Here is a 14,993-nt window from a genome sequence, read left to right on the forward strand (position 1 = left end):
TTGGCTGTCCGGCTTCTGCAGAGCGAAACGGGCTCCCGGCGTAAGCAGTACCTACGACTTCAATGTCCGTACCGGAGCCCTTTCCCACATGACGAGCAGCACCGAGACCACCGCCACCACCCCGCAGGTAGCGGTCAACGACATCGGTAACGAGGAAGCCTTCCTCGCCGCGATCGACGAGACGATCAAGTACTTCAACGACGGCGACATCGTCGACGGCGTCATCGTGAAGGTCGACCGGGACGAGGTCCTGCTCGACATCGGTTACAAGACCGAAGGTGTGATCCCGAGCCGTGAGCTCTCGATCAAGCACGACGTCGACCCCAACGAGGTCGTCGCCGTCGGTGACGAGATCGAGGCCCTTGTTCTCCAGAAGGAGGACAAGGAAGGCCGCCTGATCCTCTCGAAGAAGCGCGCCCAGTACGAGCGTGCCTGGGGCACCATCGAGAAGATCAAGGAAGAGGACGGCATCGTCACCGGTACCGTCATCGAGGTCGTCAAGGGTGGTCTCATCCTCGACATCGGCCTCCGCGGCTTCCTCCCGGCCTCCCTGGTCGAGATGCGCCGTGTTCGCGACCTCCAGCCCTACGTGGGCAAGGAGCTCGAGGCCAAGATCATCGAGCTGGACAAGAACCGCAACAACGTGGTCCTGTCCCGCCGTGCCTGGCTGGAGCAGACGCAGTCCGAGGTCCGCCAGACCTTCCTCACGACCCTCCAGAAGGGTCAGGTCCGCTCCGGCGTGGTCTCCTCGATCGTCAACTTCGGTGCCTTCGTGGACCTGGGTGGCGTCGACGGTCTGGTCCACGTCTCCGAGCTGTCCTGGAAGCACATCGACCACCCCTCCGAGGTCGTCGAGGTCGGCCAGGAGGTCACGGTCGAGGTCCTGGACGTCGACATGGACCGCGAGCGCGTCTCCCTGTCGCTGAAGGCGACCCAGGAAGACCCGTGGCAGCAGTTCGCCCGCACCCACCAGATCGGCCAGGTCGTGCCCGGCAAGGTCACGAAGCTGGTTCCGTTCGGTGCGTTCGTCCGCGTGGACGAGGGCATCGAGGGCCTGGTCCACATCTCCGAGCTGGCCGAGCGCCACGTGGAGATCCCGGAGCAGGTCGTCCAGGTCAACGACGAGATCTTCGTCAAGGTCATCGACATCGACCTCGAGCGCCGTCGCATCAGCCTCTCGCTGAAGCAGGCCAACGAGTCCTTCGGCGCCGACCCGTCGGCGGTCGAGTTCGACCCGACCCTGTACGGCATGGCCGCGTCGTACGACGACCAGGGCAACTACATCTACCCCGAGGGCTTCGACCCCGAGACCAACGACTGGCTCGAGGGTTACGAGAAGCAGCGCGAGGAGTGGGAGCGCCAGTACGCCGAGGCGCAGCAGCGCTTCGAGCAGCACCAGGCGCAGGTCATCAAGTCCCGCGAGGCCGACGCCGCCGCTGCCGCCGAGGGTGGCGACACCGCCGCCGCTCCGGTCGCGTCCGGTGGTGGCGGTTCGTACTCCTCCGAGGGCCCGGACAACTCCGGTGCGCTCGCCTCGGACGAGGCGCTGGCCGCGCTCCGCGAGAAGCTCGCCGGTGGCCAGAGCTGACCACTGAACAGTGGCCGACCGCCGCTGAGCAGTAGCTCTTGAACTGAGGGCCCGCATCCTTCGTGGATGCGGGCCCTCAGCCGTGCCCGCGTCGATCTTCGTCGTTCCGCGTCGATCTTCCGGGAATGGCGGTGCCCCGCACCACGTTGTGCAGTACGAACACGAGGAGGAGCGGTCACTGTGCCTGATCCGCAGGGTTTGTACGCATGGGAGCCGAAGGGCCTCGCCGTGGTCGACATGGCGCTCGCCCAGGAATCGGCCGGCCTTGTCATGCTCTACCACTTCGACGGCTACATCGACGCGGGCGAGACCGGCGACCAGATCGTCGACCGGCTGCTCGACTCGCTGCCCCACCAACTCGTCGCCAGATTCGACCACGACCGGCTCGTGGACTACCGCGCCCGGCGCCCCCTGCTGACGTTCCAGCGCGACCGCTGGACCGACTACGAGGAACCCGCCATCGAGGTGCGGATCCTCCAGGACACCACAGGGGCACCCTTCCTGCTGCTGTCCGGCCCGGAGCCCGACGTCGAGTGGGAAGGCTTCGCCGCCGCCGTCCGCGAGGTCGTGGAACGGCTCGGCGTACGCCTGTCCGTGAACTTCCACGGCATCCCCATGGGCGTCCCGCACACCCGGCCCGTCGGCCTCACCCCGCACGGCAACCGCACCGACCTGGTCCCCGGCCACCGCAGCCCCTTCGAGGAGGCCCAGGTGCCCGGCAGCGCCGAGGCGCTCGTCGAGTACCGCCTGATGCAGGCCGGACACGACGTCCTGGGCGTCGCCGCCCACGTCCCGCACTACATCGCCCGCTCCCCGTACCCGGACTCGGCGCTGACCGTCCTGGAGGCCATCACGGCGGCGACCGGACTGGTCCTGCCCGGCATCGCCCACGGACTGCGCACGGACGCGCACCGCACCCAGACCGAGATCGACCGCCAGATCCAGGAGGGCGACGAGGAACTCACCGCCCTCGTCCAGGGTCTGGAGCACCAGTACGACGCCGCCGCGGGCGCCGAGACCCGCGGCAACATGCTGGCCGAGCCCGTCGAGATCCCGTCCGCGGACGAGATCGGGCGCGAATTCGAACGGTTCCTGGCGGAGCGGGAGGGGGACGGCTAGTTCCTGGCGAGCGGCCCCTCCCCGGTGGGCGAGCCGCCGGTCAGGGGGCCTAAGCTTCCGCTCATGCTGAAGGTGGGCCTGACCGGCGGGATCGGCGCCGGCAAGAGCGAGGTGTCCCGGCTGCTCGTGGAGTGCGGGGCGGTCCTCATCGACGCGGACCGCATCGCGCGCGAGGTGGTCGCGCCGGGCACCCCCGGACTCGCGGCGGTGGTGGAGTCCTTCGGCACCGACGTCCTCGCCCCGGACGGCGGCCTGGACCGGCCCAAGCTGGGCTCCATCGTCTTCGCCGACCCGGAGAAGCTGGCCGTCCTGAACAAGATCGTGCACCCCTTGGTCGGCGCGCGCTCCCGCGAACTGGAGGACGCCGCGGCCGAGGACGCCGTCGTCGTCCACGACGTCCCGCTGCTCACGGAGAACGGCCTCGCACCGCTGTACGACCTCGTCGTCGTCGTGGACGCGAGCCCCGAGACCCAGCTCGACCGGCTGGTACGGCAGCGGGGCATGACCGAGGAGGACGCGCGGGCACGTATGGCCGCCCAGGCCACGCGCGAGCAGCGCCGGGAGATCGCGGACATCGTCATCGACAACGACGTTCCGCTGGAGGAACTGCGGCAGCGCGTGAAGGACGTCTGGGCGGAGCTGTCCCGGCGGGCTCACGGGGACCGGTAGTCGCGCGGGAGCCGGTACTCGCGCGGGGCGCGGGGAGAGTCGCGACACCGGGGCGCGGCGGGCACCGGGGCGCGCGACGGCGAGCGGGAGGAACGGCGGCAGGTCCGGGCACCAGTCGGCACGCCAGGTGGCGGCAGGAATAGCGGCACGCGGTTCACGCGTTGAACCCTTCCAGCGTGGGAAGGACTCTGCCGTGCCCGAGACCAGCGGATCGACCGGACGTACTCCGGAGACGCACGTCATCGACTTCCGTGCCGCCGAGCAACTGCTCGCCGCACGGGATCCGCGAGGCGCGGTGAAACTGCTCGACGACGTGATCGCCGCCCACCCGGAGAACACCGCCGCGCGACTGCTGCGCGCGCGAGCCTTCTTCGCCGCCGCGCAACTGCGCCCGGCCGAACTGGAATTCAGCATCGTCCTGGAGCGCGAGCCCGACAACGCCTTCGCGCACTTCGCGCTGGCCCGCACCTACGAGCGCCTCAGCCGCCCCGACCAGGCCAAACGCCACTTCCGGCTGGCGGCCGCCCTGGACCCGAACCCGGAGTACCTGAAGGCGGCGCGCTTCGACTCCTGACGACCGCGCCGCCGAGCCCGCGCGAGTGAGAGCGAGGGTGAGGCGTGGAGGGGCCTGCTCTGCCGCCGTCACTCGGTCGGGTGAACCGTGCCGGGAGGGGAACGGCTGTGCGGGAGCGGTCCGTTGGACGGGCATGGAACGGAAAATGCGCGAGGGGTACGAGGGGACGGGACCCGGGGCGATCACCCCGGACGGGTGCGCGGTCGAGCTCTACTCCCGGGTTCCGGCGGGGGACGAGCCGGACGTGATCGCCGCGGCGGTCCCGGCAGGAGCACACATCCTGGAACTGGGCTGCGGCGTGGGACGCGTGACGCATCCGCTGCTGGAGCGTGGATTCACGGTCACGGCGGTCGACGAGTCCGCCGAAATGCTGGAGCGCGTTCGCGGTGCGCGCACGATATGCGGCCCGATCGAGGAGCTCGACCTGGGCGAGACCTTCGACGTCGTCATGCTCGCGTCCTTCCTGGTGCACGCAGGGGACACGGAGGTGCGGCGAGGACTGCTGCGCGCGTGTGCCAGACATGTCGCGGAGGACGGCTGCGTGTTGATCCAGCGGGAGGGCGAGGACTACCACAAGCGGGTGCCGCGCGAGCGGATCGACCCGGCCGGGTTCACGGTCCGCGTCGTCTCGGCGGAACCGGTGGGCGACGGGGTCAACTCCGTCCACGTGGAGTACGAGTTCCCGGACGCGGTCTGGACACACCGGTTCCTGTCCCGGCCCCTGACGAGAGAGCAGTTCGAGGAGGCACTGGGGGAAGCGGGCCTCCGGGTGGACCGCTACCTGACGGACGATCGGACGTGGGTCAGAGCGATACCGGTGGCCGTGTAGCGCCTGGTTGAAAGTTCGCCGGTGAGCGATGAGTTGTCGGGGGAGTGAGGGTCTTCCCCTGTGACACACACGACCGCTTCACGCAGGAGGATCCATGTCCGGAAACACCGCGTCCGCCGTCGCCGAGCCCGCGAGCGTCCGGGGCCGGCGTACCCGCATCGCCCTGCGGGCCCTTCAAGTGGCGCTCGCGCTCTTCTTCGGCATCGCGAGCGCCTTCCCCAAGCTCATCGGGCATTCGTCGGCCGCCGAGACGTTCGACGAGCTGGGTTGGGGCGGCGCGGGCATGTACACCATCGGCGCACTCGAACTCGCCGGTGCAATCGCCTTGTTGACGCCTGTGCTGCAGTCGGTCGCGGCCATGGCGCTGAGCGCGCTGATGGTGGGCGCGTTCGTCGTCCAGGTCACTGTCTTCGACGGGGAGTACGCCGCGACCCCGGTCATCCTTCTCCTGCCGCTCGCCCTCATCGCGTGGGCCCGACGCGGACACAACGCGGATCTGTGGCGAATACTCAGGCCGTCACGGTGACGTCGTAGGCGTCAGCCTCACCGCCCGCCCCCGGGCCGGCCGCCCGGGTTGTTGCTCAAGCCCTTCAGGGCGCGCAGGCGCTCCAGCTCACGGCGGTCCCGCTTCGTCGGCCGGCCGGCGCCGCGGTCGCGGATTCCGGCGGGGGCGACGGCTTCGCGGGGCGGGGGCGGCGGCGAGTTGTCGACGTAGCACTGGACGGCGACGGGAGCGCCGACCCGCTTGCGGATCAGCCGCTTGACGACGACGACCCGCTCACGGCCCTCGTGCCTCAGCCGCACCTCGTCGCCGACGCGCACGGAGTAGGCGGGCTTCACGCGCTCGCCGTTCACACGGACGTGTCCGCCCCGGCAGGCGGTGGCGCCGGCGGAGCGGGTCTTGACCAGGCGAACGGACCAGATCCAGCTGTCGATGCGGACGGTCTCACCGCTCTTGGGACCGGCGGCCGCGGCGAGGGCGGCGGCGACCTTCGGGTCGAGGGCGTCCTGTGCGGTGGGGGAGTCGTCCCCGGGACCGGCTGTGGCTGTGTCGGCAGCGCTGTGAGCGCCGTCCGTGCCGCCCGGTGGGGTCTCGGCCGTCACGTCCGCCGTGTCGTGGTCCGCATCCTTGGCAACCATGCCCCCGACCTTAATACCGGGGCCGGGAAGGGACGCCGGAATTTCGGCGGCGTTCGTCGCCCTTCGGCGGCCTACCGTTGGGACATGGACACCAGCGGTCTCGACATCCTCGACCGGCGGATCTCGGACTGCCGGGCCTGCCCGAGGCTGGTCGCCTGGCGGGAGGAGGTGGCCCGGGTCAAGCGGGCCGCCTTCGCCGACGAGACGTACTGGGGCCGGCCCGTGCCGGGCTTCGGGCCGCCGGACGCGCGGCTACTGATCGTCGGCCTCGCCCCGGCGGCGCACGGCGGCAACCGGACCGGGCGCATGTTCACGGGGGACCGCTCCGGGGACGTGCTGTACCGGGCGCTGTACGACGTGGGCCTCGCGTCGCAGCCCACGTCGGTCGCGGCCGGGGACGGGCTGGAGCTGTACGGGGTGCGGGTCACGTCGCCCGTGCACTGCGCGCCGCCCGCCAACAAGCCGACCCCGGGTGAGCGCGACACGTGCAGGCCCTGGCTGGTCCAGGAGCTGGGGCTGCTGCGGCCGACGCTGCGGGCCGTCGTCGTACTCGGCGCCTTCGGCTGGCAGGCGGCGCTCCCGGCGTTCGCGGAGGCGGGCTGGGCGGTGCCGAGACCGCGGCCCGTGTTCGGCCACGGCGCTCGGGTGGCCCTGACGGCGTCCGACACCCCCGCGGCGTACGACAGCCACGACGGGTCCAGGACGTACGACAGCCACTACGAGTCCGGGGGCGGTGGCCGGGTGCTGGATCTGTTCGGCTGCTTTCACGTCAGTCAGCGCAACACGTTCACCGGGCGGCTCACGCCCGAGATGCTGCGGGACGTACTGCGCACGGCGGCGCGGGCGGCCGGGCTGGCACCTGGGCCGGGGAAGGTCCCGGAGGAGTGAGGCGATCGGCCCGGGCCGGCCGCCGAGGGTCAGGGCTGTTCGAGGCCGGCGGTCGCATCGGCCAGGGGCGTCGCCCGCCCGCCTGTCGGTCGCCATACGTACCGCACGTCGGGTTCGCGCTCCTCGTTGCCGCTGCCGTCCGTGCGTTCGGTGGCCTCGAAGCCGTGGCGTTCGTAGAACCGGTGGGCGGCCTTGTTGGCCTGGAAGGTCCACAGGCTCAGTCCGGCCGGGGAGCGCTCCTTGGCCAGCGTGACGAAGCGGTCGCCGAGGCCGCGGCCCCGCCAGTCCGGGGCGAGGTAGAGCTGTGCGAGTTCACCGTCGGCGAGGACCATGACGCCCACCAGGTCACCGCCTGGCGCCTCGGCCACCCATGTCTCCGCCTGCGGCACGAGTACCTCCCGGAAGTACCACCGCACCTCGTCGTCGGACCGGGGTCGCACGACGGTTGGCAGCGCGGCGGCGAACGACCGCAGCCAGACATCGGCCGCCGCATGGGCATCGGAGGCCACGGCCCGCCGGATGACTACGGTTGCGGTGCCGTCGGTTCCCGTGGTCCGACGGGCCGTTATGCCGGCCCCTTCGTGGTTCACGAGCGGTGCTCCTCGGGTACGACGGCGGTCGCCGTGATCTCCACGAGTTGGCCCGGATAGCCGAGGCAGGCGACGCCGAGCAGGGTCGAAGAGTGTGGTCCGGTGCTGAGGCCGGAGGCCGTGACGACGTTCCAGACGGCGGACAGCGTCGCGGGCTCGCTGCTCACGACGTACACGTCGGTCGCCAGGACGTGCGTCAAGTCGCTGCCGACCGCGCCGAGTTGCTCCACGAGGTTGGCGATCACCCGCTCGGCCTGCCGCACCGGGTCACCTTCGCCGACGAGGTTCCCGTCGGTGTCGAGGGGCACGGCCCCGGCGAGGAAGGCGAGTCTGGTGCCCGCCTCGACGACGGAGGCGTGCGCGTAGGTGGGCGGCGGGAAGAGGCCGGGTGCGGTGACGCGGCGGATCATGCGGGCTCCGGGGGTGAACGGACGGGCTGGCGGGCGGAGGGGGAGGGAACTCGCCGATGATGCAGGGTTCGAGGCCGCGGCGCACCTGGATATCGCCGTGCGTGCGTGGGGACGCGGGGCGTACCCTTCCGGCGACACCCGGCGACACCCGGCGACACCCGGCGACACCCGGCGACACCCGGCGACACCCGGCGACACCCGGCGTCCCAGTCCTCCTTGCCCTGGGCGCCGCTGACGCCCCCGACGCCTTCCGATGCCCGCGAAGCCGCCCGACATGACCCTCCCCCCGACCGGTAGGAGCCGCCGCCGTGTTCTCCCGTACCGACGAGGCCTTTCTCGACACCGTGGCCGATCGGCTTGCCGCGCTGACCGGGGTACGGGCCGTGACGCTGGGCGGCTCCCGTGCGCAGGGTTCCGCGCGCCCCGACAGTGACTGGGACCTGGCGATCTACTACCGCGGCGCGTTCGACCCCGCCGGTCTGCGGGCCGTCGGCTGGCCCGGCGAGGTTTCCGAGATCGGCGGCTGGGGCGGCGGTGTCTTCAACGGCGGCGCGTGGCTCACCGTCGAGGGGCGGCGGGTGGACGTGCACTACCGCGACCTCGACGTCGTGGAGCACGAGTGGGCGGAGGCGGAGGAGGGCCGCTTCCGTGTGGAGCCGCTGATGTTCCACCTCGCGGGCATCCCGACGTACCTCCTCGTCGCCGAACTGGCGATCAACAAGGTCCTGCGGGGCAGCCTGAAACAGCCCGGGCGCTATCCGGCCGCGCTCCGGGAGACCGCCCCCGGCCGCTGGCACGACACGGCCGCCGCCACCCTCGCCTACGCCAAGGCCGGCCACGCGCCCAAGGGCGCCGCCACCCAGGTCGCCGGTGCGATCGCCCTCGCCACGACCCAGACGGCACACGGGGTGATGGCGGCACGCGGCGAGTGGGTCACCAACGAGAAGCGGCTCGTCGAGCGTGCGGGACTGCGCGGCGTCGACGCCCTGCTGAGCGGCCTGCGGCCCGACCCCGCGGCCCTGACGGAGGTCGTCACCCAGGTCGAGGAACTCCTCACGGCGGCCATGGCGGCGGCGTACAGCGGAGGCGGAGTGGCTTCGCTCCAGTGAGCCCGCCTTCGCGGCGGCTCCGAGGGACCGGACCGGCGTCATCTCGCGGAAACACCGCCGTTGCCTCCCCTCCAAAATCGCGGCCTACCCTGGACAGCACACCCCACAGCCCGGCCACCGTCGCCCGAAGGCTCACCCCGCCCTCGACGAGACGACTGGAGCCCCGTGTCCCGCCGCGCCACCCCTGCCCTGCCGCCCTGGCTCGCCCACGCCCTGCGTGCCCAGCGGGGGCCCGTGCCCTGGAGCGCGGTGACGCGAGGGGCGCTGGCCGCCGGGCCGCTGCTGCTCGCCGCCGTCCTCGCCGGGCGGGCCTCCCTCGGTGTCGTCGCCGCCATCGGCGCCATGCTCGCCGGCATCAACGACCGGCCCGGCAGCCGCCGCGCCTCCGTCCAACGGCTCGGCCTGCCCGCGCTCGCCGGCGCCGTCGGCCTCGTCGTCGGGACCTGGGCGGGGGACCATCTCGGGGCCGTGACGCTCACCCTCGGGATGACCGTGCTCGGGTTCGCGGCCGGCAGCGTCAGCGCCGTCGGACCCGTCGCGTCCGCAGCCGGTACCCACCTGCTCGTCGCCACCGCCGTCGGCGCCGGGATGCCGCTGCCCGACCCCGCCTGGCAGCGCGCCCTCGCCTTCGTCGCCGGCGCCGGATGGCTGCTGCTCCTGCGGCTCGCGCTGCCCACGCCCGGCGCCCTGACCGGCGACTTCCGCGCGAGCGACCTCCGCACCGGCGACTTCCGCTTCGACGGGGAACGGCACGCCGTAGCCGGGGTCTACGACGCGATCGCCGCGCTGCTCGACGCCGCGGGCACCCAGCACGCCACCGCGCGCCGCGCCGCCCTCACCAGAGCCCTCGACCAGGCGCAGGACGCCCTCGCCGGACCCCGGCTGCGGCGGTACGCCTCCGGTGCCGCCGAACGCAGGCTGCACGCGCAGTACGCCGCCGCCCTCCCGCTGGCCGAGGCCGCGACCGCCCTCGCCTGGGCCGGGCAGAGGGTCGCCGCCCGGGCCTCCGAAGGTCCCCGGCGTCTCGCCGCCGCCGTACGGGGCGGCACCCACACCGGGCCGCTGCCCGCCCCCACGCGCACCGCGCCCGCGCTTCGCGCCCTCGACGACGCCCTGTTGCACGCCGCCGAGGCCTTCGACCGGGCAGGCGGCGGCGACCTGCACACCCGGCGCCGCACTGCCCGCGCCCTGTTCCGCACGGTCGTCGGCGCGGCCGGGCGCGAGTACGGACTGCGCGTCGCCCTCTGCTTCGGCGCCGCCGTCGCCGCGGCCCAACTCCTGCACCACGCCCAGTGGTACGGGCAGCACACCCACTGGTACTGGCTGCCCGCCACCGCCGTCTTCCTCGTCAAGCCCGACCTCGGGCCGCTCGCCTCGCGCGTGCTGTGCCGGGCCGCCGGGACCGTGCTGGGTGCCCTCGCCTTCGCCGGGTTCGCCGCGGTGCTGCCCCGGCCCGAAGGGCTCGTGGTGCTCGTCGCCGCCTGCGGCGCGCTCATCCCCGTCGCGACCCGGCACTTCGCCGCCCAGACCGCCGTCGTGACCGTCCTCGTCCTCGCCCTCGTGATGGCCGGCGGCGAACCGCAGGCCTCCCTCAGCCGCATCGGCGAGACCCTGCTGGCCTGCGTCATCGTCCTGGTCGTCGGCCACCTCCCGATGCCGGGGCAGCGCGCCGGCGGCGTCCGCGCCCGGCTCGCAACGGCGGACGGCGCGGCGCACGCGTACCTCAGCCACGTACTGGGCGAAGACGACGAGCGGGCCGGGGGGCCTCTGCCCGGCGCGGGCAGCGAGCGGCCCGGAGCACCTCTGTCGGGCGCGGGCCGCGAGCCGATCGGCGAGCATGTCCCCGGCATGGACGACCGGCGTGCCGCGCGCTGGACCCTGCGGCGTGAGGCCTACCGCGCGCTCGCCGAGGCCCGCGCCGCCATCGCCCTCGCGTCGGCCGAACTGCCCGCCCTGGCCCGGCACACCGCCGGTGCCGACGAGATCGCGGCCACGCTCGAGCGGCTGGTCGACACCGTAACGGCCTGCGCGGTGCACCTGGACGACACCGGCCGGCTCACGCCCCGGCACACCGCACGCCTCACCGAGCTGCTGGACGAACTCGCCGACCAGCGCCGGGAAACCGGCGTGCGCCTGCCCGGCCCGTCCCTCGCCGGATAGCCCCACGGCTCCGCCCCGGCGTCGTACCGTGGCGGAATGAGCCCTGCGACCGCGGAAGTCACCGTCGACCTCCTCATCACCGGCTGCACCGTCCTCGTCCATGACGACGAGGAGCGCGTCGGGTTCGCGGAGGACGCCGCGATCCTCGTACGCGACGGCGTCGTGGCAGCCGTGGCGAGCGCCGCCGACACCCACGGCCTGTCCGCCGCCGAGCACATCGACGCACGCGGGCAGGTCGCGATGCCGGGGCTCGTCAACTGCCACACGCACGCGCCGATGGTCGCGCTGCGCGGCCTCGCGGAGGACCTGCCGACCGAGGAGTGGTTCAACGACGTCGTGTGGCCCGTCGAGTCCAACCTCACTCCCGAACTCGTCGGGCTGGGCGCGCGACTGGCCTGCGCCGAGATGATCCGCGGCGGCGTCACCTGCTTCGCGGACCACTACTTCGCCATGGACGCCGTCGCCGACGCGGTCGCCGAGTGCGGCATGCGCGCCCTGCTGGGCGAGGCGTACTTCTCCTCCCAGGGGCCCGAAGGGCGGGAGAAGTCGCTCGACTTCGCGCTGCGGCGGCGCGGCGCCGCCGGCGGGCGCATCACGACGGCGCTCGCCCCGCACGCCCCCTACACCGTCACCGACGCCGACCTCGCCGCCACCGCCGAACTCGCCCGCGCCCACGGCCTGCCCGTCCACCTGCACGCCGCCGAGAACCGCGACCAGACCGACGTCAGCCTCACCCGGCACGGCCGCACCCCCATCGAGGTCCTCGCCCACACCGGCGTCCTCGACACCGACGTCCTCATCGCGCACGGCACCGGCATCCTCGAACACGACCTGCCGCTGCTGGCCGGGGCCGACGGGCTGACCGCCGTCGCCAGCGCGCCCCGCGGCTACCTCAAGTTCGCCTGGCCCACCACCACGCCGGTGCGGGCCCTGCGCGACATCGGCGTCCCCGTCGGGCTGGCCACCGACGGCGCAGCCTCCAACAACAACCTGGACGTGTGGGAGTCGATGGCGCTCACCTCGCTGATCCAGAAGTCCACCGAGGGCGACCCGCGCTGGCTCACCTCCCGGCAGGCCCTGCACCACGCCACGCTGCAGAGCGCCCGTGCCGTCGGCCTCGGCGACACCGTCGGCAGCATCGCGCCGGGCCGCCGCGCCGACATCGTGCTCGTGGACCTCACCGGACCGCACACCCGGCCCGTCCACGACCTCGCCGCCACCCTGGTGCACAGCGCTCGCTCCGCCGACGTGCGCACGACGATCGTCGACGGACGCGTCCTCATGCGCGACCGCGAGCTGCTGACGGTCGATGTGGCCGCGGTGGCGGCCGAGTTGGAGGAGCGGCTGCCCGCGCTCGTGGACCGCGGGCACGGTCGGCGCATCCAGCAGTACGACACCTGAGCGGCCCGAAACCCCAGCTCACAGCCCTCCGTCGGTGCGCGGGAAAAAAATTTCCGCGCCGAGCGATGAGTTCTGCGCCGTGCCGCGGTCACCACAGGGATCGGACCGCTGTACAGGAGGGGCCCCATGTCGCTGCCGGAGATCGTCTCGCGCGAGAAGTGGCGCGCCGCACGCGAGGACCTGCTCGTCAAGGAGAAGGAGGCCACGCGCGCGAGGGACGCGCTCAACGCAGAGCGGCGCAGACTGCCCATGGTCGAGGTGGACAGGGAGTACGTCTTCGAGGGCGGCGACGGCAAGGCCTCGCTCCTCGACCTCTTCGAGGGCCGCGACCAGCTGGTCGTCTACCACTTCATGTTCGCGCCCGAGTGGGAGGCCGGCTGCCGCAGTTGCTCGGCCTTCCTCGATCAAATCGGGCATCTCGCCCATCTCAAGGCGCGTGGCACGTCGTTCGCGGCCGTGTCCCGGGCGCCGTACACCCGGATCCTGCCGTTCAAGGCGCGGATGGGCTGGACGGTGCCCTGGTACTCCTCGTACCTCTGCGACTTCAACCGGGACTTCGACGTGACGCTGGAGCACGACGGGGAGCTCGTCGAGCGGCCCGGTCTCAGTTGCTTCCTGCGCGACCGCGACCGGGTCTTCCACACCTACTCGACCTATGAGCGGGGTCTCGACGGGCTCGGCTCGACCACCAGCCTGCTCGACCTGACGGCACTGGGGCGCCAGGAGGAGTGGGAGGAGCCCAAGGGGCGCGCGTCGACTCTCGGGGCCCCTGCGGGAAGTGCGCGCATTCGTTACCACGACGAGTACGAGGACTGAAGCGCTGCGTAACCGCCTGTGGCGAAATGCTGGGATTGTGCTCACTTGCGGCAGTGAACGAGTGTCAACTATGTCTCAGTACCGTCACTTCACGAGGCGTTTTTGGCCTCCATGGCGTTTAACTACACCAGTACAGCGCTACATGGAGGTGCAGGGTGAACGGGCGAACGGTGCTCGAACGCTTTCCCGCCGGCGGGCCGCGCGGCTCGTGGCCGGCGGAGGAGTTCGCGCAGGCGCGACGTCTGGAGGGCCTGCCGGCGGAGGTCGTCATGGACCTCGCGACGGACATGTTCCTGGTGGTCGTGCCCGGCGACACCGCCGGCGCCGCGGCGTGAACCCTGAAGGAGCGCCGGTCGTGCACGGATCCCCCTGCGCGTCCGGTTCAGGACGGCGGACAGGCGCCGGCCCTGCTGACGCCCGCAAGGCTCACGGACGCGGGGGAGGCGTCGTCGGGATTCTCAGGCGCTGACCGGTCGGGACCACGTCGGCGTCGTGCCCGTCAGTCGGCACAGCGCCAGGTAGAGGGGTATGGGCGGCGTGTAGGGAACCGTTCCGTCCGGCCGGTGGATCAGGCCCGGCGCGCTCGGCGTGTCGGGGACGACCGCACCGGTGGCGTAGCGCGCGGGCGCCGGCCACTCCAGGGCGTAGTCGGAGTCGGACGGAACGATCCACCACCAGTGCGTCTCATCGGCGTAGACGCACCCGACGCGGGGCAGCCGGGGCATGACCAGCGGGCCGTAGCGGGCGGGTACCGCCACCGCGTCGCAGCCCAGCGGGGCGGTCATGCCGTCGGGCACGGCCAGTCGCCGGGGCGGACCCGGCGGACGCAGCCCGCGCTGCAGGCCGACCAGCGTGTCCAGGCACATCGCCCGGCCGCCGACCGCAGCCCTCACACCCATTCGGCCCCCGATCCCGTGTGCGCTTCCGTTTCGTCCCCCTCGCCCGAGCCGCCGGGCGACCCCGGCTTGGGGCGGGCGCCCCAGCCCAGGTCGTTGCGCGGTTCGGACGGGTCGCGCGGTGTCTCCGCCTTGCGCGGCAGTTCCGCCCAGACCAGCAGGCCGGGGCCGTGCTCGTGTGCACCCCACGCGTGGCACATGGCGTCGACGAGCAGCAGTCCTCTGCCGTGCTCCTCCTCGGGGCGCTGCCGGGACGCCGCGTGCGGCTGGCCCGGCGCGCAACCCTCGTCCCGCACGGCTATGCGGACCAGGTCGTCACCGTCGTGGAGCTCGCACACTATGTGCGTGCTCGCGGTGTGCACGATCGCGTTGGTGACCAGCTCGGACACCACGAGGGCCGCGGTGTCGCACGTGTCCTCGCACACCGACCAGCCGTTCAGTCGTGCGCGTGTCAGGCGTCTGGCCTGCGCGGGAGAGCCCGGATGTGCGGCCAGCTCGAAGCGGAACCGGCGCTGGGCAGCCGCCCCGTGAGGGGTGACTCCCGTGACGGCGTCGAGGCTGGTCGGGCCTGCGACGGCGTCTGTTCCTAAGGGCGCGGACGGAATCACGCTTGCCACTATCGCCCCGTCCTGAACACTTGGCAAGTGTCACTCTGAAAATTGCAGAGTGCTGTATGACGCGGTGAGGCGTCGTGGCACACTGCTCGCAACAGCACGTCGAGCGGCGCCAATTGAGATCAACCGAGACCGCCCCGGTCTTCGAACAGGTCTTCGAATGGCGCCGCCGGGCTGTCGGGATTCTTTT

The 14,993-nt window shown here is 72.3% G+C and carries 17 protein-coding genes; 12 read left to right on the top strand and 5 right to left on the bottom strand.

The genetic code is table 11. The features are described 5' to 3' along the window. Nucleotides 1–88: 88 nt before the first annotated feature. The 6 genes from rpsA (at nt 89) to ACZ7D7_RS12260 (ending at nt 5,305) form a co-directional block, all read left to right on the top strand. Nucleotides 89–1,588, top strand: coding sequence for a 30S ribosomal protein S1 (rpsA, locus tag ACZ7D7_RS12235; RefSeq protein ID WP_470823991.1), 1,500 nt, complete (start codon nt 89–91; stop codon nt 1,586–1,588). A gap of 180 nt (nt 1,589–1,768) precedes the next feature. After that, nucleotides 1,769–2,707: a PAC2 family protein gene (locus ACZ7D7_RS12240; protein WP_470823992.1), complete on the top strand. Its 939-nt coding sequence runs from the start codon at nt 1,769–1,771 to the stop codon at nt 2,705–2,707. A gap of 63 nt (nt 2,708–2,770) precedes the next feature. Then, nucleotides 2,771–3,376, top strand: coding sequence for a dephospho-CoA kinase (gene coaE / locus ACZ7D7_RS12245; protein ID WP_470823994.1), 606 nt, complete (start codon nt 2,771–2,773; stop codon nt 3,374–3,376). Nucleotides 3,377–3,569: 193 nt separating this feature from the next. After that, nucleotides 3,570–3,950 carry a tetratricopeptide repeat protein gene (locus ACZ7D7_RS12250; protein WP_470823995.1) on the top strand — a complete coding sequence of 127 codons (381 nt, stop codon included), beginning with the start codon at nt 3,570–3,572 and terminating at the stop codon, nt 3,948–3,950. A gap of 133 nt (nt 3,951–4,083) precedes the next feature. After that, the gene (locus tag ACZ7D7_RS12255; RefSeq protein WP_470823996.1) at nt 4,084–4,779 is read left to right on the top strand and encodes a class I SAM-dependent methyltransferase; all 696 of its coding nucleotides are present in this window, start codon (nt 4,084–4,086) and stop codon (nt 4,777–4,779) included. A 94-nt stretch (nt 4,780–4,873) separates the two neighbouring features. Continuing rightward, nucleotides 4,874–5,305, top strand: coding sequence for a DoxX family protein (locus ACZ7D7_RS12260; protein WP_470823997.1), 432 nt, complete (start codon nt 4,874–4,876; stop codon nt 5,303–5,305). A gap of 17 nt (nt 5,306–5,322) precedes the next feature. Here ACZ7D7_RS12260 and ACZ7D7_RS12265 read toward each other — a convergent pair whose 3' ends face one another. Then, nucleotides 5,323–5,919, bottom strand: a complete 597-nt coding sequence (locus ACZ7D7_RS12265; protein ID WP_470823998.1) for an RNA-binding S4 domain-containing protein — start codon at nt 5,917–5,919, stop codon at nt 5,323–5,325. Between the two features lie 84 nt (nt 5,920–6,003). On the opposite strand from ACZ7D7_RS12265, the gene ACZ7D7_RS12270 reads away from it, so the two are divergent. Next, nucleotides 6,004–6,807 (top strand): uracil-DNA glycosylase, encoded by an 804-nt coding sequence (locus ACZ7D7_RS12270; RefSeq protein WP_470824000.1) that lies wholly within the window; start codon nt 6,004–6,006, stop codon nt 6,805–6,807. Nucleotides 6,808–6,836: 29 nt separating this feature from the next. On the opposite strand, the gene ACZ7D7_RS12275 is transcribed toward ACZ7D7_RS12270, so the two are convergent. Then, nucleotides 6,837–7,316, bottom strand: coding sequence for a GNAT family N-acetyltransferase (locus ACZ7D7_RS12275; RefSeq protein WP_470824001.1), 480 nt, complete (start codon nt 7,314–7,316; stop codon nt 6,837–6,839). 77 nt (nt 7,317–7,393) lie between these two features. Next, the gene (locus ACZ7D7_RS12280) at nt 7,394–7,807 is read right to left on the bottom strand and encodes a RidA family protein (protein WP_470824002.1); all 414 of its coding nucleotides are present in this window, start codon (nt 7,805–7,807) and stop codon (nt 7,394–7,396) included. Between the two features lie 308 nt (nt 7,808–8,115). Here ACZ7D7_RS12280 and ACZ7D7_RS12285 point away from each other — a divergent pair, with 308 nt between their 5' ends. The 5 genes from ACZ7D7_RS12285 (at nt 8,116) to ACZ7D7_RS12305 (ending at nt 13,628) form a co-directional block, all read left to right on the top strand. Then, entirely contained in the window at nt 8,116–8,916 is an 801-nt protein-coding gene (locus ACZ7D7_RS12285) for a nucleotidyltransferase domain-containing protein (RefSeq protein WP_470824003.1), read from the top strand. Nucleotides 8,917–9,081: 165 nt separating this feature from the next. Continuing rightward, on the top strand, nt 9,082–11,076 hold the full coding sequence (locus tag ACZ7D7_RS12290; protein WP_470824004.1) for an FUSC family protein: 1,995 nt from the start codon (nt 9,082–9,084) through the stop codon (nt 11,074–11,076). 36 nt (nt 11,077–11,112) lie between these two features. Beyond that, nucleotides 11,113–12,477: an amidohydrolase gene (locus ACZ7D7_RS12295; protein ID WP_470824006.1), complete on the top strand. Its 1,365-nt coding sequence runs from the start codon at nt 11,113–11,115 to the stop codon at nt 12,475–12,477. Nucleotides 12,478–12,603: 126 nt separating this feature from the next. Beyond that, a complete protein-coding gene (locus tag ACZ7D7_RS12300) occupies nt 12,604–13,293 on the top strand; it encodes a DUF899 domain-containing protein (RefSeq protein WP_470824007.1) in 690 nt (229 codons plus the stop codon). 155 nt (nt 13,294–13,448) lie between these two features. After that, nucleotides 13,449–13,628, top strand: coding sequence for a hypothetical protein (locus ACZ7D7_RS12305; RefSeq protein WP_470824008.1), 180 nt, complete (start codon nt 13,449–13,451; stop codon nt 13,626–13,628). Nucleotides 13,629–13,751: 123 nt separating this feature from the next. On the opposite strand, the gene ACZ7D7_RS12310 is transcribed toward ACZ7D7_RS12305, so the two are convergent. Together ACZ7D7_RS12310 and ACZ7D7_RS12315 are read right to left on the bottom strand one after the other, a co-directional pair. Then, nucleotides 13,752–14,192 carry a hypothetical protein gene (locus tag ACZ7D7_RS12310; RefSeq protein ID WP_470824009.1) on the bottom strand — a complete coding sequence of 147 codons (441 nt, stop codon included), beginning with the start codon at nt 14,190–14,192 and terminating at the stop codon, nt 13,752–13,754. After that, the gene (locus ACZ7D7_RS12315) at nt 14,183–14,806 is read right to left on the bottom strand and encodes an ATP-binding protein (RefSeq protein WP_470824010.1); all 624 of its coding nucleotides are present in this window, start codon (nt 14,804–14,806) and stop codon (nt 14,183–14,185) included. Before ACZ7D7_RS12315 ends, ACZ7D7_RS12310 begins: the two co-directional genes overlap by 10 nt. Nucleotides 14,807–14,993: the final 187 nt, after the last annotated feature.

It is taken from the genome of Streptomyces sp. NPDC037054, assembly GCF_055606745.1.